The organism is Microbacterium sp. X-17 (assembly GCF_039615055.1).
In genome coordinates this window covers 421,678-446,378 of record NZ_JBDHNI010000004.1, presented here as the reverse complement: position 1 = coordinate 446,378, position 24,701 = coordinate 421,678, and the positions used below count along the sequence as shown (strand labels likewise).

The 24,701-nt window shown below is 70.4% G+C and carries 23 protein-coding genes and 1 tRNA gene; 16 read left to right on the top strand and 8 right to left on the bottom strand.

All coding sequences use genetic code 11. From position 1 onward, the window contains the following. Positions 1–126: 126 nt before the first annotated feature. From ABCS02_RS21630 to recR, 8 genes are all read left to right on the top strand, one after another. A complete protein-coding gene (locus ABCS02_RS21630) occupies positions 127–456 on the top strand; it encodes a PadR family transcriptional regulator (protein ID WP_345837752.1) in 330 nt (109 codons plus the stop codon). 1 nt (position 457) lies between these two features. Next, complete coding sequence (locus ABCS02_RS21625; protein WP_345837751.1) at positions 458–832, top strand: DUF1048 domain-containing protein; 375 nt, start codon at positions 458–460, stop codon at positions 830–832. Further along, a complete protein-coding gene (locus ABCS02_RS21620; RefSeq protein ID WP_345837750.1) occupies positions 829–1,650 on the top strand; it encodes an ATP-binding cassette domain-containing protein in 822 nt (273 codons plus the stop codon). Before ABCS02_RS21625 ends, ABCS02_RS21620 begins: the two co-directional genes overlap by 4 nt. Continuing rightward, complete coding sequence (locus ABCS02_RS21615; RefSeq protein ID WP_345837749.1) at positions 1,647–2,420, top strand: ABC transporter permease; 774 nt, start codon at positions 1,647–1,649, stop codon at positions 2,418–2,420. Before ABCS02_RS21620 ends, ABCS02_RS21615 begins: the two co-directional genes overlap by 4 nt. Positions 2,421–2,461: 41 nt before the next feature. Continuing rightward, positions 2,462–3,187 (top strand): HAD-IA family hydrolase, encoded by a 726-nt coding sequence (locus ABCS02_RS21610; protein ID WP_345837748.1) that lies wholly within the window; start codon positions 2,462–2,464, stop codon positions 3,185–3,187. A gap of 40 nt (positions 3,188–3,227) precedes the next feature. Further along, the gene (locus tag ABCS02_RS21605) at positions 3,228–5,810 is read left to right on the top strand and encodes a glycosyl hydrolase family 65 protein (protein WP_345837747.1); all 2,583 of its coding nucleotides are present in this window, start codon (positions 3,228–3,230) and stop codon (positions 5,808–5,810) included. Between the two features lie 64 nt (positions 5,811–5,874). Then, positions 5,875–7,974, top strand: a complete 2,100-nt coding sequence (locus ABCS02_RS21600; RefSeq protein ID WP_345837746.1) for a DNA polymerase III subunit gamma and tau — start codon at positions 5,875–5,877, stop codon at positions 7,972–7,974. Beyond that, positions 7,974–8,567 carry a recombination mediator RecR gene (recR, locus tag ABCS02_RS21595; protein ID WP_345837745.1) on the top strand — a complete coding sequence of 198 codons (594 nt, stop codon included), beginning with the start codon at positions 7,974–7,976 and terminating at the stop codon, positions 8,565–8,567. The genes ABCS02_RS21600 and recR overlap by 1 nt, the downstream gene beginning before the upstream one ends. 1 nt (position 8,568) lies before the next feature. Here recR and ABCS02_RS21590 read toward each other — a convergent pair whose 3' ends face one another. Then, positions 8,569–9,060 (bottom strand): anthrone oxygenase family protein, encoded by a 492-nt coding sequence (locus tag ABCS02_RS21590; protein WP_345837744.1) that lies wholly within the window; start codon positions 9,058–9,060, stop codon positions 8,569–8,571. A gap of 82 nt (positions 9,061–9,142) precedes the next feature. On the opposite strand from ABCS02_RS21590, the gene ABCS02_RS21585 reads away from it, so the two are divergent. After that, positions 9,143–10,099 (top strand): AraC family transcriptional regulator, encoded by a 957-nt coding sequence (locus ABCS02_RS21585; protein ID WP_345837743.1) that lies wholly within the window; start codon positions 9,143–9,145, stop codon positions 10,097–10,099. A 17-nt stretch (positions 10,100–10,116) separates the two neighbouring features. On the opposite strand, the gene ABCS02_RS21580 is transcribed toward ABCS02_RS21585, so the two are convergent. Beyond that, positions 10,117–10,611, bottom strand: a complete 495-nt coding sequence (locus ABCS02_RS21580; protein ID WP_345837742.1) for a hypothetical protein — start codon at positions 10,609–10,611, stop codon at positions 10,117–10,119. Between the two features lie 129 nt (positions 10,612–10,740). Between ABCS02_RS21580 and ABCS02_RS21575 the strand changes: the two genes are divergently transcribed. The 4 genes from ABCS02_RS21575 to ABCS02_RS21560 all read left to right on the top strand — a co-directional run bounded on the left by ABCS02_RS21575 (position 10,741) and on the right by ABCS02_RS21560 (position 15,482). Next, on the top strand, positions 10,741–12,027 hold the full coding sequence (locus tag ABCS02_RS21575; RefSeq protein WP_345837741.1) for an aspartate kinase: 1,287 nt from the start codon (positions 10,741–10,743) through the stop codon (positions 12,025–12,027). Positions 12,028–12,262: 235 nt separating this feature from the next. After that, positions 12,263–13,339 carry an aspartate-semialdehyde dehydrogenase gene (locus ABCS02_RS21570; RefSeq protein ID WP_345837740.1) on the top strand — a complete coding sequence of 359 codons (1,077 nt, stop codon included), beginning with the start codon at positions 12,263–12,265 and terminating at the stop codon, positions 13,337–13,339. A 51-nt stretch (positions 13,340–13,390) separates the two neighbouring features. Next, positions 13,391–14,824, top strand: a complete 1,434-nt coding sequence (gene mqo / locus ABCS02_RS21565; RefSeq protein ID WP_345838006.1) for a malate dehydrogenase (quinone) — start codon at positions 13,391–13,393, stop codon at positions 14,822–14,824. A 19-nt stretch (positions 14,825–14,843) separates the two neighbouring features. After that, entirely contained in the window at positions 14,844–15,482 is a 639-nt protein-coding gene (locus ABCS02_RS21560) for a thymidine kinase (RefSeq protein ID WP_345837739.1), read from the top strand. On the opposite strand, the gene ABCS02_RS21555 is transcribed toward ABCS02_RS21560, so the two are convergent. Then, positions 15,472–16,317, bottom strand: a complete 846-nt coding sequence (locus tag ABCS02_RS21555) for a DUF1295 domain-containing protein (RefSeq protein ID WP_345837738.1) — start codon at positions 16,315–16,317, stop codon at positions 15,472–15,474. The genes ABCS02_RS21560 and ABCS02_RS21555 overlap by 11 nt on opposite strands. 142 nt (positions 16,318–16,459) lie before the next feature. On the opposite strand from ABCS02_RS21555, the gene ABCS02_RS21550 reads away from it, so the two are divergent. Then, positions 16,460–17,179 (top strand): FCD domain-containing protein, encoded by a 720-nt coding sequence (locus ABCS02_RS21550; protein ID WP_345837737.1) that lies wholly within the window; start codon positions 16,460–16,462, stop codon positions 17,177–17,179. Here the strand turns inward: ABCS02_RS21550 and ABCS02_RS21545 are convergent. Beyond that, complete coding sequence (locus ABCS02_RS21545; RefSeq protein ID WP_345837736.1) at positions 17,143–17,910, bottom strand: HAD-IIB family hydrolase; 768 nt, start codon at positions 17,908–17,910, stop codon at positions 17,143–17,145. The two genes, ABCS02_RS21550 and ABCS02_RS21545, sit on opposite strands and share 37 nt — an antisense overlap. A gap of 115 nt (positions 17,911–18,025) precedes the next feature. On the opposite strand from ABCS02_RS21545, the gene lgt reads away from it, so the two are divergent. Next, positions 18,026–18,988: a prolipoprotein diacylglyceryl transferase gene (gene lgt, locus ABCS02_RS21540; protein WP_345837735.1), complete on the top strand. Its 963-nt coding sequence runs from the start codon at positions 18,026–18,028 to the stop codon at positions 18,986–18,988. A gap of 16 nt (positions 18,989–19,004) precedes the next feature. Here lgt and ABCS02_RS21535 read toward each other — a convergent pair whose 3' ends face one another. Together ABCS02_RS21535 and ABCS02_RS21530 are read right to left on the bottom strand one after the other, a co-directional pair. Continuing rightward, a complete protein-coding gene (locus tag ABCS02_RS21535) occupies positions 19,005–19,280 on the bottom strand; it encodes a metal-sensitive transcriptional regulator (RefSeq protein WP_345837734.1) in 276 nt (91 codons plus the stop codon). Continuing rightward, positions 19,277–20,962 carry an FAD-dependent oxidoreductase gene (locus ABCS02_RS21530; protein WP_345837733.1) on the bottom strand — a complete coding sequence of 562 codons (1,686 nt, stop codon included), beginning with the start codon at positions 20,960–20,962 and terminating at the stop codon, positions 19,277–19,279. The genes ABCS02_RS21535 and ABCS02_RS21530 overlap by 4 nt, the downstream gene beginning before the upstream one ends. Before the next feature lie 258 nt (positions 20,963–21,220). Between ABCS02_RS21530 and ABCS02_RS21525 the strand changes: the two genes are divergently transcribed. Then, positions 21,221–22,009 (top strand): AAA family ATPase, encoded by a 789-nt coding sequence (locus ABCS02_RS21525; protein ID WP_345837732.1) that lies wholly within the window; start codon positions 21,221–21,223, stop codon positions 22,007–22,009. 52 nt (positions 22,010–22,061) lie between these two features. Here ABCS02_RS21525 and ABCS02_RS21520 read toward each other — a convergent pair. Together ABCS02_RS21520 and ABCS02_RS21515 are read right to left on the bottom strand one after the other, a co-directional pair. Further along, positions 22,062–22,138, bottom strand: a tRNA-Pro gene (locus ABCS02_RS21520). A gap of 16 nt (positions 22,139–22,154) precedes the next feature. Beyond that, positions 22,155–24,596: a hypothetical protein gene (locus ABCS02_RS21515; protein WP_345837731.1), complete on the bottom strand. Its 2,442-nt coding sequence runs from the start codon at positions 24,594–24,596 to the stop codon at positions 22,155–22,157. Positions 24,597–24,701 lie beyond the last annotated feature (105 nt).

Below are 24,701 nucleotides of genomic sequence, written 5' to 3'. Positions count from 1 at the left end.
GCCCGCGGTGCAGGAGTTGTGCGGCATCGGGGCTTGCGCTCGAGCTATTCGGCGTTACTATGTACTGGTAGTCAGTGCTGCTGAATACCAGCGACGCTGAGTAGTAACGGCGACAAGGAGGAGCGGATGCCGAGACAGGCCACGGAGATGCTCAAGGGCGTTCTCGAGGGGATCGTGCTCGCGATCCTGTCCACTCGCCCCGCGTACGGCTACGAGATCACGGGGTGGCTGCGCGACCAGGGCTTCACCGACATCGCGGAGGGCACCGTCTACGCGCTGCTCGTCCGTATCGAGCAGCGCGGTCTCGTCGACGTCGAGAAGGTCCCGTCCGAGAAGGGACCGCCGCGCAAGGTCTACTCCGTCAACACGCAGGGGCACGACTATCTCACCGAGTTCTGGAGGACCTGGAGCTTCCTCGCAGAGCGACTCGACCAGCTCCGAGAAGGCGGCAAGTGACATGGCACCCAAGTGGTACGAGCTGGTGACCGGCTCGCTCGAACAGAAGAAGCAGTACCGGGAATACAAGGCGCGGGTCGCGGCGCTTCCGCCGGAATATCGGGAAGGGGCGGCCGCGCTCGAGCGCTACCTGCTCAACCTCGGCCCGAGCAACGACGGCAAGGCCCTCATCGCGATGCTGAGCGATCTGGCGGATCTCCTCGAGCAGAGCGTCACGGCGGGCACGCGGCTCCGGGATGTCGTCGGGGCGGATCCCGTCGATTTCGCTGAGACGTTCATGGACAATTACGGCGGCGGGAGCTGGATCCGCAAGGAGCGCGAGCGCCTTCGGAAGAGTCTGGCCGCGGCGGAGGCCGAGCGGGGTGAGGACGGATGAGCGCGCCGACGGTCGCCGCCCCCGCGATCCGAGTCCGGGGGCTCGAGAAGTCGTACAAGCTCCCGAGGTCGCGCAAGCTCCACGTCCTGCGTGGCGTGGACCTCGAGGTCGAGCGCGGCAGCATCTTCGCCCTGCTCGGCTCCAACGGCGCCGGCAAGACGACGGTGGTGCGGATCCTCTCGACGCTGCTGAAGGCGGATGCCGGAGCCGCGGACGTGAACGGTTTCGACGTCGCCGGCAAGGCCGCCGACGTCCGTGAGTCGATCAGCCTCACGGGCCAGTTCGCCGCCGTCGACGAGGTCCTCAGCGGGCGCGAGAACCTCGTGCTCGTGGCGCAGCTGCGGCACCGGAAGGATCCCGCGCGGATCGCGGACGAGCTCCTCGCCCGCTTCTCCCTCACGGAGGCGGGCACGCGGCGCGTGGCCACCTACTCCGGCGGCATGCGGCGCCGGCTCGACATCGCGATGAGCCTCATCGGGGAGCCGCGGGTCGTGTTCCTCGACGAGCCCACGACCGGCCTCGACCCCGAGGCCCGCCTCGAGGTGTGGGATGCCGTCCGGAAGCTCGCGGCGGCGGGGACCACGGTCCTGCTCACGACCCAGGACCTCGACGAGGCCGAGCAGCTGGCCGACCGGATCGCGATCCTGCACCGCGGCCGGATCATCGCGAACGGAACGCTCGACGAGCTCAAGCGGCTCCTGCCGCCGGCGAAGGTCGAGTACGTGCAAAAGCAGCCGAGCCTCGAGGAGGTGTTCCTCGCGATCGTCGGGGACGACGGCACCGAGACCGGAACTGAGACCACGGAGGACGCATCATGAGCACCGCGACCCACGTCATCGGAGACACGAGCGTCCTCACGTGGCGTTCGCTCCGCCACATCCTGCGCAGCCCCGACACGATCATCACGACCGCGGTCATGCCGATCGCGTTCATGCTGCTGTTCGTCTACGTGCTCGGCGGCGCGATCCAGACCGGGGCCACGTCGGGCTCGTATATCGACTACATGCTGCCCGGCATCCTCCTCATCACGATCGCGTCGGGCGTCGCGTACACCTCTTATCGCCTGTTCATGGATCTGCAGGGCGGCATCTTCGAGCGGTTCCAGTCGATGCCGATCGCGCGCTCGTCCGTGCTCTGGGCGCACGTGCTCACCTCGCTCGTCGCGAACCTGGTCTCGCTCGTGATCGTCACGGGCGTCGCGCTCCTGATGGGGTTCCGGACGGGTGCGAGCGTGTGGGCGTGGCTCGCGGTCGCCGGCATCCTGATTCTCTTCACGCTCGCGCTGACGTGGATCGCGGTGCTCGCGGGGCTCTCGGCGAAGACGGTGGACGGGGCCGGGGCGTTCGCCTACCCGCTGATCTTCCTGCCGTTCATCAGCTCCGCGTTCGTGCCGACCGACACGATGCCCGCGCCCGTCGCCTGGTTCGCGGAGAACCAGCCGGTCACGCCGATCGTGAACACGATCCGCGCGTTGTTCGCGCAGCAGCCGGTGGGCGGCGAGATCTGGATCGCGCTCGCCTGGTGCGTCGGCATCCTGGTGGTCGCGTACGTCTTCGCGATCCTCGCGTACCGCCGGAAGATCAGCTAGACCCGCGACCCCCGGCTTAAGCTGGAAGCCGTGGAGGCATCGTGACGGATCTGCCCGACCTGACGACGTTCGACGCCGTGCTCTTCGACCTCGACGGAGTGCTGACGCCGACCGCCGAGGTGCACATGCACGCGTGGCGCACGATGTTCCAGGAGCTGTTCGCCGCGTGGGGCCTCACCCCGGAGTACACGGACCGTGACTACTTCGAGTACCTCGACGGCAAGAAGCGCTACGACGGCGTCGCGAGCCTCCTGCGCAGCCGCGACGTCGAGGTGCCCTGGGGGAACCCCGCCGACGATCCGCTCGCCGACACGGTGTGCGGCATCGGGAACCGCAAGAACGCGGTGTTCGAACGGGTGCTCCGGGCAGACGGCATCGCGCCGTATCCGGGCTCGATCCGTCTGCTCGACCGGCTCGCCGCCGCCGGCACCCCGGTCGCCGTCGTCTCGAGCTCGAAGAACGCCGTCGAGGTGCTCGAGGTCGCCGGCATCCGCGGCCGCTTCCCCGTCGTCATGGACGGCGTGATCGCCGAGCGCGACGGGCTCGCGTCGAAGCCGGCGCCGGACGTCTTCGTCGCGGCGGCCCGGATGCTGGGCGTGGCGCCGGCGCGTTGCGCCGCAGTCGAGGACGCGCTGAGCGGCGTCCGGTCGGCCGCCGCGGGCGGCTTCGGACTCGTCGTCGGGGTCGACCGCGGCGTGGGCCCAGGGGAGCTCGCGGATGCCGGTGCCGACGTCGTCGTCGACGACCTCGCCGCGTTCGTAGACTGAGCGCACGTCCCCGTCCCCTCCGATTGGAAGGCCCTTCTCGATGATGGATCGCGACCGATTCCCCGTCGATCCGTGGCGGCTCATCGAGACCTCTATGGACCTCGACGACGTCGGCGTGACGGAGACCCTGTTCGCCGTCGGGAACGGCTATCTCGGCCTCCGCGGCAACTTCCCCGAGGGCCGGTGGGCACAGGAGCACGGCACGTTCCTGAACGGCTTCCACGAGACGTTCCCGATCCGTCACGCCGAGCAGGCGTACGGCTTCGCCGAGGTCGGCCAGATCATCATCAACGCGCCCGACGCGAAGGTCATGCGCGTATATGTCGACGACGAGCCGCTCTCGCTCGACATCGCCGACATCCGCGAGTACGAGCGCGTGCTCGACATGAAGGACGGTGTGCTGCGCCGCCACATCCTCTGGACCACACCCGCCGGCAAGGACGTGCGGATCGACATGGACCGCATGGTGTCGTTCGAGGAGAAGCACCTCGCGCTCCTGAGCCTCACCGTCACCGTGCTGAACGCGGATGCGCCGATCTCCATCAGCTCGCAGCTGGTCAACCGGCAGGACGGGGAGGACGTCTACGGCGGCACGCCGCTCGCCTCGAAGAAGTCCGCCTTCGATCCGCGGCGCGCGGAGCACATCGAGGAGCGCGTCCTCCAGCCGCAGGACTACTGGCAGGACGGCGCGCGCTCGGCGCTCAGCTACCGCGTGGCCGACTCCGGGATGACGATGGCGGTGCTCACCGACCACGTGCTCGAGACCGAGAACTCCTACGAGGTGCGCCGCCTCATCGAGCCGGACATCGCCAAGAGCATCTTCCGGGTGCACGCGAGGGCGGGCGTCCCGACGCGGCTCGTCAAGTTCGTGGCGTACCACTCGTCCCGCGGCGTGCCGGCCCGCGAACTCATCGACCGCTGCCGGCGCACGCTCGACCGGGCCATGAGCGAGGGCGCCGACAAGCAGTACCAGATGCAGCGCGCATGGCTCGACGAGTTCTGGTCCCGCTCGGACGTGCGGATCTCCGGCCGCGACGACCTGCAGCAGGCGACGAGGTGGTGCCTCTTCCAGCTCGCGCAGGCCTCCGCCCGCGCGGACGGCCAGGGCATCCCGGCCAAGGGCGTCACCGGCTCGGGATACAGCGGCCACTACTTCTGGGACACGGAGATCTACATCCTCCCGTTCCTCGCGTACACGAGCCCGCTCTGGGCGCGCAACACGCTCCGCATGCGGTACCTGATGCTGCCGGCGGCACGGCATCGCGCGGAGCAGCTGAACGAGGCGGGGGCTCTGTTCCCGTGGCGCACGATCAACGGCGAGGAGGCCTCCGCCTACTATGCGGCCGGCACCGCGCAGTACCACATCAACGCCGACATCAGCTACGCGCTCGCGAAGTACATCCGGGCCACGGGCGACGACGACTTCCTCTACCGCGAGGGCGTCGACATCGCGGTGGAGACCGCCCGGCTGTGGACGACGCTCGGCTTCTGGCGGTCCAGCGACGGGATCATCGACGGCGAGGGCGAGACGTTCCACATCCACGGCGTCACGGGCCCCGACGAGTACACGACGGTCGTCAACGACAACCTCTTCACGAACGTGATGGCGCGCTTCAACCTCCGCTTCGCCGCGCGCACGGTGCGGGAGATGGCGGAGCAGGCGCCGGAGGCGTACGCGCTCATGGTCGACCGGCTCGGGCTCGGCGCCGACGAGCCGGACGAGTGGGAGCGTGCGGCGGAGGCGATGCACATCCCGTACAGCCCGGCGCTCGGCATCCATCCGCAGGATCACGTGTTCCTCGAGCGCGAGGTCTGGGACCTCGAGCACACGCCGAAGGAGCAGCGCCCCCTCCTCCTGCACTTCCACCCGCTCGTGATCTACCGGTACCAGGTGCTGAAGCAGGCGGACGTCGTGCTCGCTCTGTTCTTGCAGGGCAACCACTTCACCGACGAGGAGAAGCTCGCGGACTTCGAGTACTACGACCCGCTGACGACCGGCGACTCGACGCTGTCCGCGGTCGTGCAGTCGATCCTCGCGGCGGAGGTCGGATACCAGGACCTGGCGCTCGAGTACTTCCGGGAGGCGATCTACGTCGACCTCGCCGATCTGCACAACAACGCTCCCGACGGGGTCCACGTCGCCTCGGCGGGCGGGGTGTGGACGGCGCTCGTGTCCGGGTTCGGTGGGATGCGCGACCACTTCGGCGAGCTGAGCTTCGACCCGCGGCTCCCCGCGGAGTGGCCGGAGCTCTCGTACGTGCTGCACTGGCACGGCACGCGACTGGACGTCACGGTGCGTCGGGACGAGATCGCGATCCGCGCGGGTGAGGGGGATGCCGTCGCGTTCCTCGTGCGCGGGCAGGAGTTCACGGTCGACCCCGGCGGCGAGGTCGTCGTGCCGCTCGTGGGGCAGGGTCCCGTCATCCCGGGTCGTCCGACGTTCGGCCAGTTCGCGAACGCGCGGCGCGAGGACGGCACGTTCCTCTCCGCGTCCCTGCCGACGGTGACGAGCGCGGTGCCCGTCACGACCGAGGCCATCCCGGTGATCACCGGCGCGATCCCGGTCGTGACCGGCGTGCTCCCCGTCGTAGGACGCGACGGGGAGCTCGTGGAGGACGCCTGACAGCGGCGGATCCGGCCGCGGAACGGCCCGGCTCGATGTCGTGGGCACGCCGTAGGCTGTGGGGGTGACCGCCGCCCTCTACCGCCGCTACCGTCCGGAGACGTTCGGCGAGATGATCGGGCAGGCCCAGGTCACCGAGCCGCTCATGACGGCGCTCCGCAGCGACCGCGTAGGCCACGCGTACCTCTTCTCCGGCCCGCGGGGCTGCGGCAAGACGACGTCGGCGCGCATCCTCGCGCGCTGCCTCAACTGCGCGGCCGGTCCGACCGACACGCCCTGCGGCACGTGCGACAGCTGCGTCGAGCTCGGTCGCGGCGGGGGCGGCTCGCTCGACGTCGTCGAGATCGACGCGGCGAGTCACAACGGCGTCGACGACGCGCGCGACCTGCGCGAGCGCGCGATCTTCGCCCCGGCGCGCGACCGGTTCAAGATCTTCATCCTCGATGAGGCGCACATGGTGACGCAGCAGGGCTTCAACGCGCTGCTCAAGCTCGTGGAGGAGCCGCCCGACCACGTGAAGTTCATCTTCGCGACGACCGAGCCGGAGAAGGTGCTCGGCACGATCCGCTCGCGTACGCACCACTACCCGTTCCGGCTCGTCCCGCCGGCGGCGATGCTCGAGTACGTCGAGGGCCTCTGCCGCACCGAGGGCGTCGAGGTCGAGGCGGGCGTGCTGCCGCTCGTGGTGCGGGCCGGGGGCGGCTCGCCCCGTGACACCCTTTCGCTCCTCGACCAGCTGATCGCGGGGTCGGATGCCGACATCGTGCGGTACGAGCGCGCGGTCGCGCTGCTGGGCTACACGCACGGGGCCCTGCTCGACGACGTCGTGGGGGCGCTCGCGTCGGGCGACGCCGCGGCCGCGTTCGGCGCGGTCGACCGTGTCGTGCAGACGGGGCAGGACCCGCGGCGCTTCGTGGAAGACCTGCTGGAGCGGCTGCGCGACCTCATCGTGATCGCCGCGACCGGTGCCGGGGCCACCGCCGTCCTGCGCGGCATCCCCGCCGACGAGCTCGAACGGATGGCGGAGCAGGCGCGAGCGTTCGGCACGGCCCGGCTGTCGCGCGTCGCCGACATCGTCGTGACCGCCCTCGACGAGATGACGGGCGCGACCTCCCCCCGCCTGCAGCTCGAGCTCATGATCGCCCGCGTGCTGACCTCCGCGGATGCCGCCGCCGCGCCGGCCGCGGCGGCTCCCCCGCCGCCCGCGCCGGTTCCCGCGCCGCCCGCGCCCGCGGCGGCTCCCGCTCCGGCCGCGGCGGCTCCTGCGCCGCCCGCGCCAGATCAGGGGAGCACGGAAGCGCCGGCGGCGTCCGAGCGGCCGGTCCCGGCGGGGCCGGTGACGTTCGAGGCGCTGACGGCGGCGTGGCCGCAGGTCCTCACCGCGCTCGAGGAGGTGCGGCGTTCGTCGTGGATGCTGGTGCTCGGCGCCCGCGTCGCGGGCTACGACGACGACGTGCTCACGCTCGTGTTCGCGAACCCCGGCGATGTCGCCTCGTTCAAGCAGCGGGCGGCGGGTGGCGGCCCCAGCGAAGACCTCCGCACCGCGATCCAGAATGTCCTCGGGGTGCGGGTGAAGTACATCGCCCGTCACGAGAGCGACGGCGGGCCCGCGGGTGGCGGCCCGTCCGGCGGCGGACGCCCGCCGGCGCCGCCCGAGCCGCCGCGTGCGCCCGACGCCCCGCGGGCAGCGACCTCGGCTGCGTCGGCCGTCGCGGTGACCGAGTGGGCCGTCGCGCCGATCCCGTCCGATCCCGCTCCGGAGGCCCGATCGGACCTCCGCGACGACGCGCGGCCGCTGGCCGTGGCCGCGCGGGTCGAGCCGCCGCAGTTCGCCGTGGACGACGAGCCGGAGGAGGCGGAGAGCCGCATCGCGGTCGCAACCCGGCCCGGCGAGGAGCGCTGGTACGAGCCGGCGGGTGCGCCCGCCGAGGGCGACGTGCTCCCGGCATCCGATGTGGTGCCCTCGATCGAGCCTGACGAGGAGGACGCGGAGGAGGATCCCGTGGCCGTCGCGTCCGCGATGCCGGTCGCGCCGCCCGTGACGCGCGAGGTCCGCCCCGCCGGGCGCGGTCCGGAGCGCTACGGCGAGGCGGTCGTCCGCCAGGTGCTCGGCGCGACGTTCGTCCGCGAGGAGCCGCACGTCTCGCCGACGAGGTTCAGCTGATGTACGACGGCATCGTCCAGGACCTCATCGACGAGTTCGGCCGGCTGCCCGGCATCGGCCCGAAGTCCGCGCAGCGCATCGCGTTCCACATCCTCCAGACGCCCGGTTTCGACGTCTCGCACCTCGCCGAGCTGCTCAGCGAGGTGCGTGAGAAGGTGCGCTTCTGCGAGGTGTGCGGCAACGTGACCGAGCAGGAGCGGTGCTCGATCTGCCGCGACCCCCGCCGCAACCAGACGCTGATCTGCGTCGTGGAGGACGCGAAGGATGTCGCGGCGATCGAGCGCACGCGTGAGTTCCGCGGGCTCTATCACGTGCTCGGCGGCGCGATCAGCCCGATCTCCGGCATCGGTCCCGAGGATCTGCGGATCGCGCAGCTCATGCAGCGGCTCGCGGACGGGACGGTGCAGGAGGTCATCCTCGCGACCAACCCGAACCTCGAGGGCGAGGCGACCGCCACCTACCTCAGCCGGCTCCTGCACACGATGGAGATCTCGGTCACGCGTCTCGCCTCCGGACTCCCCGTCGGCGGAGACCTGGAGTACGCCGACGAGGTCACCCTGGGTCGCGCGTTCGAGGGCCGCCGCTCCGTCTGAGCTATGTGATCGGCACTGCGATCGCGACCGTGAGTGCGATGACGCCTGCAGCGGAGAGCGCAGTACGGGCGGTGTGAAACGGGATCCACCGGCGCTGGAACGCGGATCGTACGGCGGATGCCGTGTGGTCGGTGACGTTGCCGGTGGCTCTGAGCCGCTTGTTGAGTGGCCGGTTGACCGCGCCGGTGATGATGACCGTCATTCCGTAGAGCACGGTGCCCGCGATGATCCACGGCAGACGACCTCGAACCGCGTCTTCGAGATGAAGGAACACGGCGACGACCGGGACGACGAGCGCACCCGCGAAAACCGTGAGAAAGAGGGGGTTCTCGATCGACTCGTCGATCCGCTGCATCGAGGTCACGTAGGCGCGATCCTCGGTACGGGCGAGGCCCGGCACGATCGCAGTGGAGAAGGCGAAGTACAGCCCGGCCATGAGCGCGTTCAGAACGAGTCCGACCGCGAGGACGATGGTGGGGATCACGGTGTGCATGGCCACCACCAAGCCGGATCTTTGTGATCCTCTCCATAGCCATCTCGCTCTGTTTCATCGTTTTCCGTCTACAGTCGTCGTCGTGGACGTGCTCGACCAGTTCCTGGCCGGCCCGCGAGCGCGGTCAGCCTTCGTGCTCAAGATCGTCCTCGACGCGCCCTGGGCGATGCGCGTCGAAGACGAGGCGCCGCTCAGCGTCGTCGCGGTCACCCGCGGGCAGGCCTGGGTCATGCCGTTCGATTCATCCCCGCCGGTCGCCGTGACGGTCGGTGACGTGATCGTCGCCCGCGGCCCGGACCACTACTTCGTCGCGCAGAGTCCCACCGCCGCACCGACCGTGGTCATCGGCCCGGGTGGGCATTGCCACGCTCTGGACGGACGCAGTCTCCTCGAGACGATGTCGCTCGGGGTCCGCACCTGGGGCACATCGACCACGGGCGCGAATGTGATGGTCGTCGGCACCTATCAGAGCGATGGCGAGGTGAGCCGCTGGCTGCTCGATGCCTTGCCGCCTCTCGTCGTGCTGCGGGCTGCGGACTGGGAATCGCCGATCATCGGGTTGCTCGCCGCTGAAGCGGTTCGCGAAGAACCGGGTCAGCAGGCCGTGCTGGACCGGCTCCTCGACCTCCTCCTCATCGGTGCGCTCCGAGCCGCCTTCGCGGCAGGGAGGATCGCCGTGCCCGCGTGGTTCAGCGCCGGCGCAGACCCGATCGTGGGGCCGGTCATCCGTTTGATGCAGAACGCCCCGGGAGAGGCCTGGTCCGTCGCCCGCCTCGCCGTCGAAGCGCGGGTCTCGCGAGCGTTGCTGGCCCGGCGATTCCGTGAGCTCGTCGGCCAACCGCCGATGAGCTTCCTCACCAGCTGGCGGATGGCTCTCGCCGCCGACCTCATGATCGAGCCCGGTGCCACCGTCACCGCGGTCGCGGACGCCGTGGGCTATCGCAGCCCCTTCACATTCAGCACGGCCTTCAAACGCGTTTACGGGCTCAGTCCACGCATCTATCGTGACGAGCAGCTGGCGCGTCTCGCGCGCCGATAGGCAAGCGGGTCTGAGCGCTAGCGGAGCACCTCGACGAGGGCGACCCACGAGACGAGGACCCCGGTGCAGATCGCGAGGACCGATCCGGACGCGATCACCACGAGGCCGGCCTCCAGCGATCCGGCGAGCACCAGGACGCCGGCGACCGCGTAGGCGATCACGGGCACGAAGTTGAGGGCGGACTTGCCGAAGCGGAGGCGGTTCTGCGGGTGGTCGTTCGCGTAGATCTGCACAGCCGCGTGCACCTGGAACACGCCGGCGATCACAGCGATCACGATGACGACGGTGCCGTACACGGGCATGAGGATGCCGGGGAAGAGCCCCAGGGCGGAGACCGCGACGCCGGCCACGAGCGTCGCGATCGCGGCGGCGAGGCGTGCGGTGAGCGCGGGGCCTTTGACGATCCGCTCGATGTTGACGCTCGCCGCGACGATCACGAGGCCGGCGAGGGCCGTGATCGCACCGGTCATCGCGACGTTGTAGTCCTTCCACGACTCCATCAGCTCGCTCACCCGACGAGGCTATCGCGCGGCGGCGGCCGGCCCACTGGCGGCATCGCGTGTCGATACGGGCATGCGTCGCCTGCGTAAGATTGTCCTTTGGGCACGACAGCCGTCGTGCCCCGGGCCGGGGAGTGACACGTGGCGTTGATCGTCCAGAAGTACGGCGGTTCGTCGGTCGCGGATGCCGAGAGCATCAAGCGCGTCGCGAAGCGGATCGTCGACACCCGCCGCGGTGGGCACGACGTCGTCGTCGCCGTCAGCGCGATGGGCGACACGACGGACGAGCTGCTCGACCTCGCGGCGCAGGTGGCCCCCATCCCGGCGCCGCGCGAGCTGGACCTCCTGCTCTCGAGCGGCGAGCGCATCTCGATGGCGCTGCTCGCCATGGCGATCCACTCGATGGGCTTCGAGGCTCGCTCGTTCACCGGCAGCCAGGCCGGCATGATGACGGACGGCACGCACGGCGCCGCGCGGATCGTCGATGTCGAGCCGAGCCGGGTGCGGGAGGCGCTCGACGAGGGCGCGATCGTCATCGTCGCGGGCTTCCAGGGCATCAACCGCGACTCGCAGGACATCACGACCCTCGGGCGCGGCGGCTCGGACACGACCGCGGTCGCGCTCGCGGCGGCGCTCGGCGCTGACGTGTGCGAGATCTACAGCGATGTGGACGGCGTCTTCACCGCCGATCCCCGCGTCGTCCCGCGAGCACGGAAGCTCTCGCACGTCTCGAGCGAGGAGATGCTCGAGCTCGCCGCCAATGGCGCCAAGGTCCTGTATATTCGCGCGGTGGAATACGCCCGTCGGCACGGCGTCCGCATCCACGCACGTTCCACCTTCAGCTCGAGCGAGGGCACCTGGGTGCTGGGCGGCGCCCGCCTCGCGGAGCTCGCCGCAGAGGGAGATCAGATGGAAGAGCCGATCGTCGCCGGTGTCGCGACGGATCTCAGCCAGGCGAAGATCACGATCATCGGCGTGCCGGACATCCCCGGCAAGGCCGCCGAGATCTTCAAGATCGTCGCGAAGTCCGGCGCGAACGTCGACATGATCGTGCAGAACGTGTCGGCCGCAGCGACCGGCCGCACGGACATCTCGTTCACGCTTCCGAAGACGGATGCCGCGGCCGCGCTCCGCGCGCTCGCCGCCGAGCAGGCCGACGTCGGGTTCGAGAGCCTCGTCCACGACGACCAGATCGGCAAGCTCTCGGTCGTCGGCGCGGGCATGCGCTCGCACTCGGGCGTCTCCGCGACCCTGTTCGAGGCCCTCAGCGCGGCGGGCGTGAACATCGAGATGATCTCGACGAGCGAGATCCGCATCTCGGTCGTGGTGCGAGGCGACGAGCTCGTCGAGGCGGCCCGCGTCGTGCACACCGCCTACGGCCTCGACGGTGGCGACGACGCCACGGTCTACGCCGGCTCCGGCCGCTGAGCCCCCGCTCCGCGAGGCGTCGCTCCGCGGGCCTGGCCACCTCCACTCCGCGGGCCTGGCCACCTCCACGTGAGAACGCGCTTGTGTCACGAAAACGGCACGTTTTCGTGACACAAGCGCGTTCTCGGCGAGGTGGGTGCGCGGGGGCCGGCTCGGGAGGGTCGGCCGGGGTGAGGCGGCCGGCTCGAGGGTCGGCGCGGGGAGAGGGATCGGAACGGGCCGATAGAATCGACGGATGACTCGCATCTCTGATTCCGGACTCTCCGTCGCGGTCGTCGGCGCCACCGGCCAGGTCGGGACGGTCATGCGCGAGATCCTCGCCGAGCGCGGGTTCCCCATCCGCGAGCTGCGTCTGTTCGCGACCGCTCGCTCGGCGGGCACGTCGGTCGAGTTCGCGGGCCAGACCGTCGTGATCGAGGATGTCGCCGAGGCCGATCCGGCCGGCATCGACATCGCCCTGTTCTCGGCGGGCGCCACCGGCAGCCGCACGCACGCGCCGCGCTTCGCCGCGGCCGGCGCGATCGTCGTCGACAACTCCAGCGCCTGGCGCATGGACCCCGACGTTCCGCTCGTCGTGAGCGAGGTCAACCCGCACGCGATCGCGGAGGCCCGCAAAGGCATCATCGCCAACCCGAACTGCACGACGATGGCCGCGATGCCGGTCCTCAAGGTCCTCGACCAGGAGGCCGGGCTCGAGCGCCTCATCGTCAGCACCTACCAGGCCGTGAGCGGCTCCGGCATCGCCGGCGCGCAAGAGCTCCTCGGGCAGGTCGAGGGCGTCCTCGCGCAGGGCGACACGCTCCGCCTGGTGCACGACGGCTCTGCCGTCGACATCCCGGCGCCCGAGAAGTACGTGGCGCCGATCGCGTTCGACGTCATCCCGTTCGCGGGCAATCTCGTCGACGACGGCCTGAACGAGACCGACGAGGAGAAGAAGCTCCGCAACGAGAGCCGGAAGATCCTCGAGCTGCCCGACCTCCGCGTCGCCGGCACGTGCGTGCGCGTCCCGGTCTTCACGGGCCATTCGCTCAGCATCAACGCCGAGTTCGCGCGCGAGCTCACCCCGGAGCGGGCGCGCGAGCTGCTCGCGGATGCCCCGGGCGTCGCGCTCGAGGAGGTCCCGACGCCGCTGCAGGCCGCCGGGAAGGACCCGAGCTACGTCGGCCGCATCCGCGCCGACCAGTCCGCGCCCGAGGGTCGCGGCCTCGTCCTGTTCCTCAGCAACGACAACCTCCGGAAGGGCGCCGCGCTCAACGCGGTGCAGATCGCGGAGCGCATCGCGGCGAATTTCGGGGTCACCGCGGACGCCTAGAATTGACGGGTGACCGAATCCGTCGACGTACTGCTCATCGGAGGCGGCGTGATGAGCGCCACCCTGGGCACTCTCCTGTCCGAGCTCCAGCCCGATTGGAAGATCGCGGTCTACGAGCGACTGGGGGACGTCGCACTCGAGAGCTCCAACGCCTGGAACAACGCCGGCACCGGGCACGCCGCCCTGTGTGAGCTGAACTACATGCCCGAGGGCGCAGACGGCACGGTGACCGCGGCCCGCGCCGTCGGCATCAACGAGCAGTTCCAGCAGAGCCGTCAACTCTGGTCGTCGCTCGTCGCCGAGGGCATCCTCGACGAGCCGTCCACGTTCATCCACTCGACGCCGCACATGACGTTCGTCCGCGGCGAGAAGGATGTCGCGTACCTGAAGAAGCGCTACGAGGCGTTGCGCGTCGAGCCGCTGTTCGCCGGCATCGAATACAGCGAGGACTCGCGCGTCATCAACCAGTGGGCGCCGCTCCTCATGCAGAAGCGTCGCAAGGGCGAGCCGTTCGCGGCGACCCGCGTCCCCGCCGGCACCGACGTCGACTTTGGCGCCGTCACCCGGCAGCTGCTCCAGCACCTCGCCGAGCAGCGCGGCGTCGACGTCGTCCTGAATCGCGAGGTCCGCAAGCTCAAGAAGCAGAAGGACGGCAGCTGGCTCGTCACCTACCGCGACCTGGTCGGCCGGACTCCCGGCAGCGTCCGCGCGAAGTTCGTCTTCGTGGGTGCGGGCGGCTGGGCCATCAAGCTTCTGCAGCGCTCCGGTATCCCGGAGATCAAGGGCTACGGCGTGTTCCCGATCGGCGGCCAGTTCCTCCAGACGCGCAACCCTGAGATCGTCGCGCAGCACCAGGCGAAGGTCTACTCGCAGGCATCCGTCGGCGCCCCGCCGATGTCGGTCCCGCACCTCGACACGCGTGTCGTGGACGGGGAGTCCTCGCTCCTGTTCGGCCCGTTCGCGACGTTCAGCCCGAAGTTCCTCAAGACCGGCTCGATGTTCGACATCGTCTCGCAGGTGCGGCCGCACAACCTCGGGCCCATGCTCAAGGTCGCCGTCGACAACCCCGGGCTCATCAAGTACCTCCTCGGCGAGCTGCTGAAGGGTCACGAGCAGAAGGTCGACAGCCTCCGTGTCTTCATGCCGACCGCGAAGTCGGAGGACTGGACGCTGATCCAGGCCGGGCAGCGCGCGCAGGTCATGAAGAAGGACCCGGAGAAGGGCGGCGTGCTGCAGTTCGGCACGGAGGTCGTCTCCTCGGCGGATCACACGATCGCCGGGCTCCTTGGCGCCTCTCCGGGCGCGTCGACGGCGGTCTCGATCATGCTGAACCTCATCAAGACGTGCTTCCCGGAGCGACTGGGGGAGTGGGAGTCGCGCCTTCGCGAGCTCATCCCCAGCTACGGCGAGACGCTCAACACGAACCCGGTCGCCGCGGAGACCGAGCTCGGCCGCACGGCCGAGGCCCTCGCCCTCACGCACTGAGCCGAGCCGGACGCCGCGCATGGCGAAGCTGTACTTCCGCTACGGCGCGATGAACTCGGGCAAGTCGACGGCCCTGTTGCAGGTCGCGCACAACTACGAGGAGCGCGGTCAGCGCGTGCTCCTCGCGAAGCCCGCGGTGGACACGAAGGATGCCGACCGGATCTCCAGCCGCCTGGGTGTCGCGCGCTCGGTCGACTTCCTCGTGCACCCCGGCGACGACTTCCGCGCCGTCTTCGGCCGCGAGCGCGCGCTCGTGGTCGCCACCGCCGTGGATGCGCTCGTCCCGGAGACCGCGGACGTCGCGTGCCTGCTGGTTGACGAGGCCCAGTTCCTGACCGCGGCCCAGGTCGAGGATCTCCTGCGGATCGCCGTGCTCGACGGCATCCCGGTGCTGGCGTACGGCATCCGCACGGACTTCCGCACGGACGCGTTTCCCGGCTCCCGCCGGCTCATGGAGCTCGCGCACCAGCTCGAGGAGCTCAAGACGATCTGCCGCTGCGGGCGGAAGGCGATCTTCAACGCGCGTCTCGTCGCGGGCCGCTTCGTCTTCGACGGCGACCAGGTGGCGATCGACGAGCTCTCGCCCGAGCGGGTCACGTACGAGGCGCTCTGCGCCGAGTGCTACCTGCGCGAGTCGGGCGGGCAGCTCAGCGGCTGATCGCTGTCGGGGCCGGCCGACGAGGCGGCCACGGGACGAGCATCGACGTCGTGTGCTGGTAGTCCGCGTAGGCCGGGTACTTCGCCGCGGAGATCGACTCCGTGAAGATCGTCGACCCGATGAACAGGATGCTGAGCAGAGCGGCACCCGCGATCGTCCAGTTCAGCGCACCGCCCCAGAAGCCGGCACCCGCCGCGACGGCCGCGGTCGCGCCGAGGGCGTAGAACGCCCACCACTGCGACTGCTCGAAGAAGAAGTTCGGATGCCGGCTGTAGCGGAACAGCCCCGTCGTGGCGAAGCCCGGCTCGAGCGTGCCGCCCGCGCGCCGCTTGGCCCGGTGGAAGTTCCACTGCTGCTGGTCCGCGACGAACTCGCCGACGAGGAAGGCGAGGAACAGCAGCGCGAAGACGAGATCCCACGCCGTCATCGGCACCGGGTTCTGCCACGCGACGAACGCGGGCAGGGTGATGAGGACGAGCAGCGCGTTCTGGTACAGGACGATGAAGAAAAGGTTGAAGAGCTGGAACTGCCAGCCGTTCATCCGGCCGCGCAGGACCGCCCAGCGGTAGTCCTCCATGCCGCTGTACCCGCCCTTGCGGGCGAAGTTGAAGGTGAGGCGTGCTCCCCACAGGGTCGCGAGGGCGGCCATGACGACGAGCCGTGAGGCATCCTGCCCGGCGATGAGCGAGGCCGCCGCGAAGATCCAGACGTACACGACGGGCACGACCGACCAGATGCGATCGACCCACGAGGTGTCTCGCGTGATCAGCGACAGCACCCAGCACGCCGCGCACGTCACGACGGCGACGAGGAGCACGAGCAGGAGGGGACTCATGCCCCCAGCGTAGGGTGCCGAGGTCGCGGCGGGGCGTTTCGCTGGGCTGTCCCGCCGGGGGTCGGTGTGGTCGGACCACATGCTAGAGTGCGGGCTGACCACAGGGGGATACCGGACCGAGGACGGTCCGAGAGGAGTCGCGGTGTCGCACGACGACGAGCAGCCCGCGCGCGCCTGGCGACTGGTCCTCGAGACGATCGAGGCGGATCTCCTGCAGGGCAGGCTCGGTCCCGGCGACCGGTTGCCGTCGGAGCGGGAGCTGGCGTCGTCGCTCGGCGTGGGGCGGTCGAGCGTGCGCGAGGCGCTGCGCGTGCTCGAGGTGCTCGGCCTCATCCGGACGGGCTCGGGCAGCGGCCCGACATCCGGCGCGATCATCACGGCGACGCCGCGCGGCGCGCTGTCCTCGGTGCTGCGGCTGCAGGTCGCGGCGCGGGCGTTCCCGTTCGACGACGTCGTCGAGGCCCGCCTCATGCTCGAGAGCGCCGTCGTCGAGCGCCTCGCCGCCGACCCCGATCGCGAGCTCGACGACGTCTGGGATCTGCTGCGCGCGATGGATGCGCCGGATCTGTCGCGCGAGGAGTTCCTCGCGCTGGACCAGCAGATGCACGGTGCTCTCGCCGAGGCGACGGGCAACGCGGTGGTCGCTGCCACGATGGCGGGCCTGCGCACGTCCGTCGAGGCCTATGTGCTCGACGGCGCGGCCCGGATCCCGGACTGGGAGGGAGCCGCCGCCGGTCTACGGCGCGAGCACCGCGCCATCCTCGACGCCGTCGAGGCGGGGGATGGCGCCGGTGCGCGGCAACTCGTCCGCGACCACATCGCCGGCTACTGGGCGAGAGTCGGGATGAGTCCGTCGAGGTAGTCGGCCGTATGCTCCCAGCCCTCGACCGCGTGGCAGGGCACGCCGAGGGCGAGGACCGGGTAGTCGTTGCCGTCCGGGTCGAGGCGGTCGCCGACGAACAGCATGTCTTCGAGCGCGATGCCGCTCTGCGCGGCGAGCTGCCGCATGCCGTAGGCCTTGTCGATGCCGCGGTGCGTGATGTCGACCGACGTGGAGCCGCCGGAGCGCACCTCGAGGTCCGGCAGCTGCGCCTGGACCGCCTCGCGCAGCGTGTTCTTCTTCGCGCCGGTCGGATCCCACGCGACCTTCGCGTCGAGCGGAGCGCTCTGGCCGAGGGCGGAGAACGTGATCTGGGAGCCGCGATCCTCGAGGATGTCGCCCCACGTCTCGGACTCCCAGAACCCGAGGCGCCGCGCCTCCTGCTCGACGGCAGCCATTGCGCGGCCCTTCTCGTCGTCGGTCAGGGCGTGCGCGTAGATCGTCACGATCCCGTCTTCGGAGAGCCGGTAGTACTGCGTGCCGCACGTGGGCAGCAGGTGGAACCTGTCGCGGATCTCGGCCGGCGCATCCGGAAGGAGGTCGACGACCTGTGCGCGGAACTGCGCGAGCTGGCCCCCGGAGATGATCGCGACCTCTACGCGCTCGGCGAGCGCGACGAGCAGGGCGCCCATCCTCGGATCGATCGCGCTCTTCGAGGGCGCGAGCGTGTCGTCGAGGTCGAAGGCGACGAGGCGGGGGGATCGGGTGGCCATCTGGCTCTCTCTGTTGGGGAGCAGGTTCCTCGGACGCGGATGCGCCGAAACGACCCTACTTGGTCGGGATGTATGGCGCTTAGGCTGGGGGGAGCCGTGTCAATCCGTCTGGAGAGTGCCCCTCGTGAAGACCAGTATTCCCAGTCCGCCCCCGGAATGGTCCCAGTTCCAGATCGGTTCCCTGACGATCCACACCTACGCGCTCTGCATCATCGCGGGGATCGTCGCGGCCGTCTGGATCACCGGCCGACGACTGGGCCGGCGGGGCGTCGATCCGGGCTTCGCCGTGGACGCCACGCTGTGGGCCGTGCCGCTCGGGATCATCTGCGCGCGGTTCTATCACGTGTTCACGCACGTCGGCGACTACTTCTTCCCAGGCGCGAACCTGTGGAACGTGTTCGCGATCTGGGACGGCGGCAACGCGATCTACGGCGCCCTCATCGGGGGTGCGGTCGGCGTCCTCATCGTCTGCCGCCGTGCGGGCGTTCGATTCTGGACGTTCGCGGATGCGCTGGCCCCCGCGCTGCTCGTCGCGCAGTCGCTCGGCCGGTTCGGCAACTACTTCAACCATGAGCTCTTCGGCCTCCCGACCACCCTTCCCTGGGGGCTGCAGATCGAGGCCACGAACCCCAAGTTCCCGCCCGGGCTGCCGGCGGGGACGCTGTTCCACCCCCTCTTCCTCTACGAGATCATCTGGAACCTGATCGGGTTCGCCGTGCTCCTCCTGCTGGAGCGCCGCTTCACCCTGCAGTGGGGCAAGATGCTCGCCCTGTACCTCATTTGGTACGGCACCGGCCGCAGCTACCTCGAGTCCATCCGCATCGATCCGTCGAGCGACAGCTTCCTGGGCATCCCGGCGAATGTCTGGGCATCCTTCGTCGCCGTCATCGTCGGCGTCGTCCTCCTGATCGTGCAGTCGCGACGCCATCCTGGACCGGAGCCGTCGCCGTTCACCAAGCCGAATTCGCGCGCCATGCGCAAGGACCTCCGGGCGAAGGTCGACGCCGAGAAGGCGGCTGCCGAGAAGGCGGATGCCGAGGAGGCCGTCGCCGCGACGGCGGACCCACCGACGGCGTAGGCCGATTCCCGGGCGGTCACGCGAGCATGAGGAAGAGCTTCTCAAGCTCTTCGGTGGTGAGTCCCTGCTCGTCTCGGGCGGCATCAGGGTCGGCGATGCACTGCCTCATCGCGGCGGACACGATCGCGAATCCGGCGCGGTCGAGCGCGCTCGACACGGCGGAGAGCTGCGTGACGATGTCCCGGCACGGCCGGTTCTCTTCGACGGCGGCGATGACCGCGTCGAGCTGTCCGCGGGCGCGGCGCAGGCGGTTGACGATGCGCGTGCGCGTTTCGGTGTCGGTCGTGTTCATGACAGCACCCCTTCGTACTCGAGGACTTCGGACTCGCGGGCGCCCAGCCATGCCCGCAATGTCAGCATTCCGCCCGAGAGCGACGCCGAGTCGAAGCCGGCCTGGGCGAGGACGCGGTGGGCGATCGCCGACCGAACGCCCGACTGGCACGTGATCCGCACGGGCCGGCCGCCGGCCGCGTCCTTCACCGCATCGAGACGCTCACGCAGCTCGGTGTGCGGGATGTTGAGCGACCCGGGGAGATAGCCCGTGGCGTACTCGGCACGGGTGCGCACGTCGAGGATCAAGGCGCTGCCGGCGACCTCGTGGAACTGCTGCGGGTACCAGAGCGTGAGTGTGCCGTTCTGCACGTTCTCGCCCACCATGCCGACGAGGTTGACGGGGTCTTTCGCCTGTCCGTAGGGCGGGGAGTAGGCGAGGTCGAGATCGATCAGGTCATCGACGCGCATACCGGCTCGGATCGCGGTGGCCAGCACGTCGATGCGCTTGTCGACGCCGTCAGTGCCGACTGCCTGTGCCCCGAGCACGAGGCCGTCCGAGGCGCGGATCTGCACCACGAGGTGGATCTGTGCGGCTCCGGGGAAGTATCCGGCGTGCTGGCTCGGGTGCAGGTGCAGGGTCCTGTACTCGATGCCGGCAGTCTCCAGGTCTGCGCGATTGGCGCCCGTGAGTGCCGCCGTCAGCTCGCCCACCCGGACGATCGCGGTGCCGACGGGCGGGGGCACGGCACGGGCATCGTCGGGGCGCAGGATGTCGTCTGCGATGAGGCGCCCGGCGCGGTTCGCGGGTCCGGCGAGTGCTGCCGGCCGGCGGATGCCGGTGACCGCGTCGACGGAGACGGTCGCGTCCCCTGCCGCCCACACAGCCGGTGCCGAGGTCCGACCGTGCGAGTCGACGACGATCGCGCCGCGTTCGCAGGCGATTCCGGCCGCCTCGAACGGGGCGGTATCCGGACGTGACCCGACGGAGAGGACGACGATGTCGGCGGGCAGCCGTGCGCCGTCGGCGAGAACGACGGTGTCGGCGTCATCCGCGTGTTCGATGCTCAGCGCGCCGACGCCCGCCCGCGTCTCGACTCCCAGCTCGGCGAGCTCCTGCGTCACCAGCCACGCCAGCTCGCTCTCCAGCGGGGGCAGAGGATGCGGTGCGAGTTCGACGATGGATACGTCCAGGCCCTGCCGGGCGAGCGCTTCCGCCGCTTCGAGGCCGATGAACCCCGCGCCGAGGACGACGGCGCGGCGCGCGCCGTCGTGGACGGCTTCTCTTAGCGCGACGGCATCCTCGACCGTGCGCAGTGTCCGTACTCGCGACGAGTCCAGGCCGGGAAGAGGAGGGCGTAGTGCCGAAGCGCCCGGGGAGAGCACGAGCGCATCGTACGGGAGATCGTACGAGCCGCCGTCGTTGCGCACCGTCACGCTCTTCGCGGCGATGTCCACGGCCGTGACCTCGCTGCCCGTACGTACGTCGAGTGAGAGCGCGGCGCGGAGCGATTGCGGTGTCTGAACGAGAAGCGAACGCTCCTCGGAGATCTCGCCCCCGACGAAGTACGGCAGACCGCAGTTGGCGAAGGAGACGTTCGCGCCCCGCTCGAGCACCACGATCTCCGCGCGCTCGTCGAGGCGCCGGGCGCGCGCCGCGCAACTCATGCCGCCCGCGACGCCGCCGACGATCACGATCCTCATCGCACGACCGCCCGCTTCTTCTCGGTCTTCGCCCCATGCTCGTGGCCGGGGCAGCGGCGCGCCTCGGGAACGCCTCGCAGTGCCTCCTCGACGTGCTGGCCGCAGCCGGCCCAGGTCGCCTTGCCGCACTCCGCACAGGTCACTCGGCTGCACATGGTCGCATCCCTTCATCGTGTTATACCCCTGAGGGTATCCAGTATAAACCCCCCGGGGTATAGGAAGGCGCGCGGTCTCGCCGACGCCACGTAAGGTGGCGGCGTGGACGTCGACTGGCGGTACGACACTCGTCCCATTCGTGCGGTCGGGGTCTTCGCGGATGTGGCGATCGACGTGCGGAAATGGCCGGCCACGGTGCCGTCGATCCGTGCGCTCCTCGACACTGCGCGCGCCGGCGCCCCGTTCGGCGGGTGGGAGTTTGGCCCCGGGGTGACGTTCCTGGTGGGGGAGAACGGATCGGGGAAGTCGACCCTCGTCGAGGGGATCGCCGCGGCGGCCGGACTCCCACCCGAGGGTGGCACCGTCAACGGGGGAGCGCGCACACGGCCGGTCGACTCGCCGCTCGGGGAGTGGTTGAAGATCGTGCGCGGGCCCATGGCTGCGACGGGCGGCTTCTTCCTCCGGGCCGAGACGATGCACCAGTACTACTCGTGGCTGGAGGACGGGGTCGGCGCGGGCTCTGGGCATCCGGATGCTCGCCTGCATGAACTCAGCCACGGGGAGTCGTTCAACGATCTTCTCGATCGGAAGCTGGATCCGGATCGTTTCTGGGTCGGCCTGGTGTTGATGGACGAGCCTGAGGCGGGGCTGTCGTTCGACTCGACCTTGCGCTGGCTCGTCGCGCTCGATCGGATGCGCGCCCGCGGCACGCAGGTGATCTGCGCGACGCACTCCCCGGTCCTCGCCGCGCTGCCGGGCGCGACGATTCTCGAGCTCGGCGAATGGGGAATCCGCGAAGCCCAGTGGGACGAGCTCGAGCTCGTCCAGCACCACCGGCGCTTCCTCGACTCGCCGGGGCGTTATCTGCGGCATCTCCTTGCCTCGGAGTGATGGAGGCCGGGGACGGGTGAGGCCCGGAAACCCTCGAGTCTCCGGGCCTGTGTGGTCGGGGTGACAGGATTTGAACCTGCGGCCTCTTCGTCCCGAACGAAGCGCGCTACCAAGCTGCGCCACACCCCGTGGCAACCACACGAGTCTACCTGTTCCGCCGCAGCCTGCCGAATCGGAGGCCGAGGATCACGGTCCCACCGGCCACGAGCGCGCCGCCGGTCGCCATCACCGCCGGGAGCGCGTCCTCGATGCCGGTCACTGCGAGCGAGGACACGATCGTCGACTCGCCGGCCTCGCCGCACGCGCCGCGGGCGAGAACGACCCGCTCGCCGTCCGCACGGGCATACGCGAGCTCGGCGATCCAGTGGATCGTGCCCTCCCGCTCGGATCGGATCTCCGGCGACCGGTACTCGCCATCACCGCGCACGGGCACCGGAGCGGTCTGCGTCTCGCGTGTCGCCTCCGTGCACGCGGCTGCTCCTTCGCCCCCGCGGTACGCCGAGAACACGAGCTCGGCGGTGGCCTCCGCATCCATTCCGGTCACGATCGCGGTGTCGGCGAACGGCTCGCCGGGCACGACGCGGGCATCGGCCCGGGTGGTGACCGCCGGCGTCGCCACGACCGTCGTCTCGCCCGGCGCCCCGCAGATCCCTCGCGCGAGCTCACGGGGGGCGTCGCCGCCCGGCGGTGTCCAGGTGAGCCGCTCGACCCAGAAGTGCGCTCCGGTCGCCTCCACGGGGATCGTCGGCGACGTATACGCGCCTTCGCGTGTGACCACGACGGGTGCGGCCGTCGTCTCGGCCACGAGCTCGGCGCAGGCGGCATCCCGGAAGAGCGAGAACGTCAGCTCCGTGCGGCCCGTCGCCGGGACGGGCCCTGAGACGAGGGCGACGTCCGAGATCCGCGCGCCGAACCCGGCCGAGGGAGGCGCGCTCGTCACGACCGTCGGCAGCGGCGCCCGCGTCGTCTCCTCCGCCACGCCGCAGGCCCCGAGGTGCACGAGACGTCCCTGCGCGTCGACGGCGCGCTCCTGCCAGTAGTACGTGCCGAAGTCGGGGACAGGCGGCCCGGAAATCTCGTACCGCCCCGCCTTCGTCGCGCGGACCGGGGTGGCGGAGCCGTCCCATACGAGTCGCTCGGGGACGCAGGATGCCTCGGGCTCGTCCGCCGCGCGGTAGACCGCGGCCGACAGATCGAGTCCGTCGCGCGGCAGCGGACCGTCCGCGATGACGGTGTCGGTGAAGGGCTCGCCGACCGCGGCGACCGGCCTCGCCTCCGACCAGACCCGGGAGAGCAGCATCAGCTGCGACTGCTCGCCGAACCGCTCCCGCCACGCGTAGCCCTGAGGCAGCGCTCGCGCCGTCTCGGCGGCTTGCTCCTCCACGCGGATCTCCCAGACGGCGGTGTAGAAGCCGGGCCCGGGAAGGGCCCAGTCCGGTTCCACGCGGTAGGCCGCGGTCGGCCCCGTCCCACGGTCGGTCTCGACGGTCAGCCGGCCGACGACCTCGGCATCGGCCGGCACCGCGTCGGCGAGCACGGGCTCCTCGTCGGTGCGGTACACGGTGGCGTGCGCACGCACCGGGAGATAGCCGGCGGCATCGCGCGGCCAGGGGTTGCGCTCGCTCGCGAACGACACGTCGTCGACGAACGAGCCGGCGGACAGGTAGCGGGCGGCGACCGTCGTCGTGATGGTCGGCGCGAACGTGAGGATGCGGGGCGTCTGATCCCGGCCCTCGACCGAGACCTCCAGCGGCCCGCCCGGGCCAGCCGTGTCCTGGCCGCCGGGCGTCGTGTAGTGCCGGATCGCCGGGGCGTATCCGCCCCGCATCGTGGCACGGGCCGCGACGACCACAGGGGCGCCGTCGCTGACCGCGCGGATGCCGTAGTCGACGCCCTGGCGGACGCCGTCCCGCGACGCCGCCCCGGTGTCGGTGAAGACCGCGTTCTCGAGGACGATCGTGCCGGTCGCATCCGGGAGACCGGTATCGATCCGGACCGATCCGTTGGCCTGATCCGCCGGGTCGGTGGAGATCGTCACTGTCGCGTCAGCCCGCACGGGCGCGCGCATCGCCTCGTCGTAGTAGGTGCTCGCCAGCTCCTGGATCCGCTCGTCGTGGGCCGGCGACAGGGCCGAGAACGTCCAGTGGATCGCGCCGCGCAGGCTGTCGCCCGGGTATCCGTAGGTGTGCAGGCTGGCGTTCCAGTCGGCGATCGAGCGCACGGCCCACGCGACGCTCGCGGCCTGGACCGCGTCGCCGGTCTGCCCGTACCGCGACACCAGCAGGTTGATGCCCGCGAGCTGCTGCGGATTCAGGCCCGCCACACTCGTGCTGATGCCGTGATCGACGCTGTCCCCGGTCGGCGCGGGATCGCCCGGCAGGATGCAGTACGTGTGCACCCCGTCGACGAGCATCGACCCGTGCCATCCGTACTCCGACTTGGGGGCCCACGTGCCGAACCCGGCACCCGGACCCGCCGCAGCGACGTGGGTCGTGGGGAGCAGGATCGCCACAGCGACCCCGGTGATGGCCGCGGCCGCGGCGAGCGTGGAGAGGAGGGCTGTCCGGCGTCGTGTTCGTCGTCTCACCCGACCGATGCTCGCCGGGCGGGAGATGCCGGCGGCGGCCTTCCGGCCACGTTGTGAACAACCGCGACGAGGAGCCGGCCTGGGGAGAGGCCGGGCGATGTCTCA

Bases quoted from the DNA above. Each gene is read 5' to 3' on its own strand.
- ABCS02_RS21630 (WP_345837752.1), top strand. From the start codon at position 127: ATGCCGAGACAGGCCACGGAGATGCTCAAGGGCGTTCTCGAGGGGATC.
- ABCS02_RS21625 (WP_345837751.1), top strand. From the start codon at position 458: ATGGCACCCAAGTGGTACGAGCTGGTGACCGGCTCGCTCGAACAGAAG.
- ABCS02_RS21620 (WP_345837750.1), top strand. From the start codon at position 829: ATGAGCGCGCCGACGGTCGCCGCCCCCGCGATCCGAGTCCGGGGGCTC.
- ABCS02_RS21615 (WP_345837749.1), top strand. From the start codon at position 1,647: ATGAGCACCGCGACCCACGTCATCGGAGACACGAGCGTCCTCACGTGG.
- ABCS02_RS21605 (WP_345837747.1), top strand. From the start codon at position 3,228: ATGATGGATCGCGACCGATTCCCCGTCGATCCGTGGCGGCTCATCGAG.
- recR (WP_345837745.1), top strand. From the start codon at position 7,974: ATGTACGACGGCATCGTCCAGGACCTCATCGACGAGTTCGGCCGGCTG.
- ABCS02_RS21590 (WP_345837744.1), bottom strand. From the start codon at position 9,060: ATGCACACCGTGATCCCCACCATCGTCCTCGCGGTCGGACTCGTTCTG.
- ABCS02_RS21570 (WP_345837740.1), top strand. From the start codon at position 12,263: ATGACTCGCATCTCTGATTCCGGACTCTCCGTCGCGGTCGTCGGCGCC.
- mqo (WP_345838006.1), top strand. From the start codon at position 13,391: ATGAGCGCCACCCTGGGCACTCTCCTGTCCGAGCTCCAGCCCGATTGG.
- ABCS02_RS21560 (WP_345837739.1), top strand. From the start codon at position 14,844: ATGGCGAAGCTGTACTTCCGCTACGGCGCGATGAACTCGGGCAAGTCG.
- ABCS02_RS21555 (WP_345837738.1), bottom strand. From the start codon at position 16,317: ATGAGTCCCCTCCTGCTCGTGCTCCTCGTCGCCGTCGTGACGTGCGCG.
- ABCS02_RS21545 (WP_345837736.1), bottom strand. From the start codon at position 17,910: ATGGCCACCCGATCCCCCCGCCTCGTCGCCTTCGACCTCGACGACACG.
- ABCS02_RS21535 (WP_345837734.1), bottom strand. From the start codon at position 19,280: ATGAACACGACCGACACCGAAACGCGCACGCGCATCGTCAACCGCCTG.
- ABCS02_RS21530 (WP_345837733.1), bottom strand. From the start codon at position 20,962: ATGAGGATCGTGATCGTCGGCGGCGTCGCGGGCGGCATGAGTTGCGCG.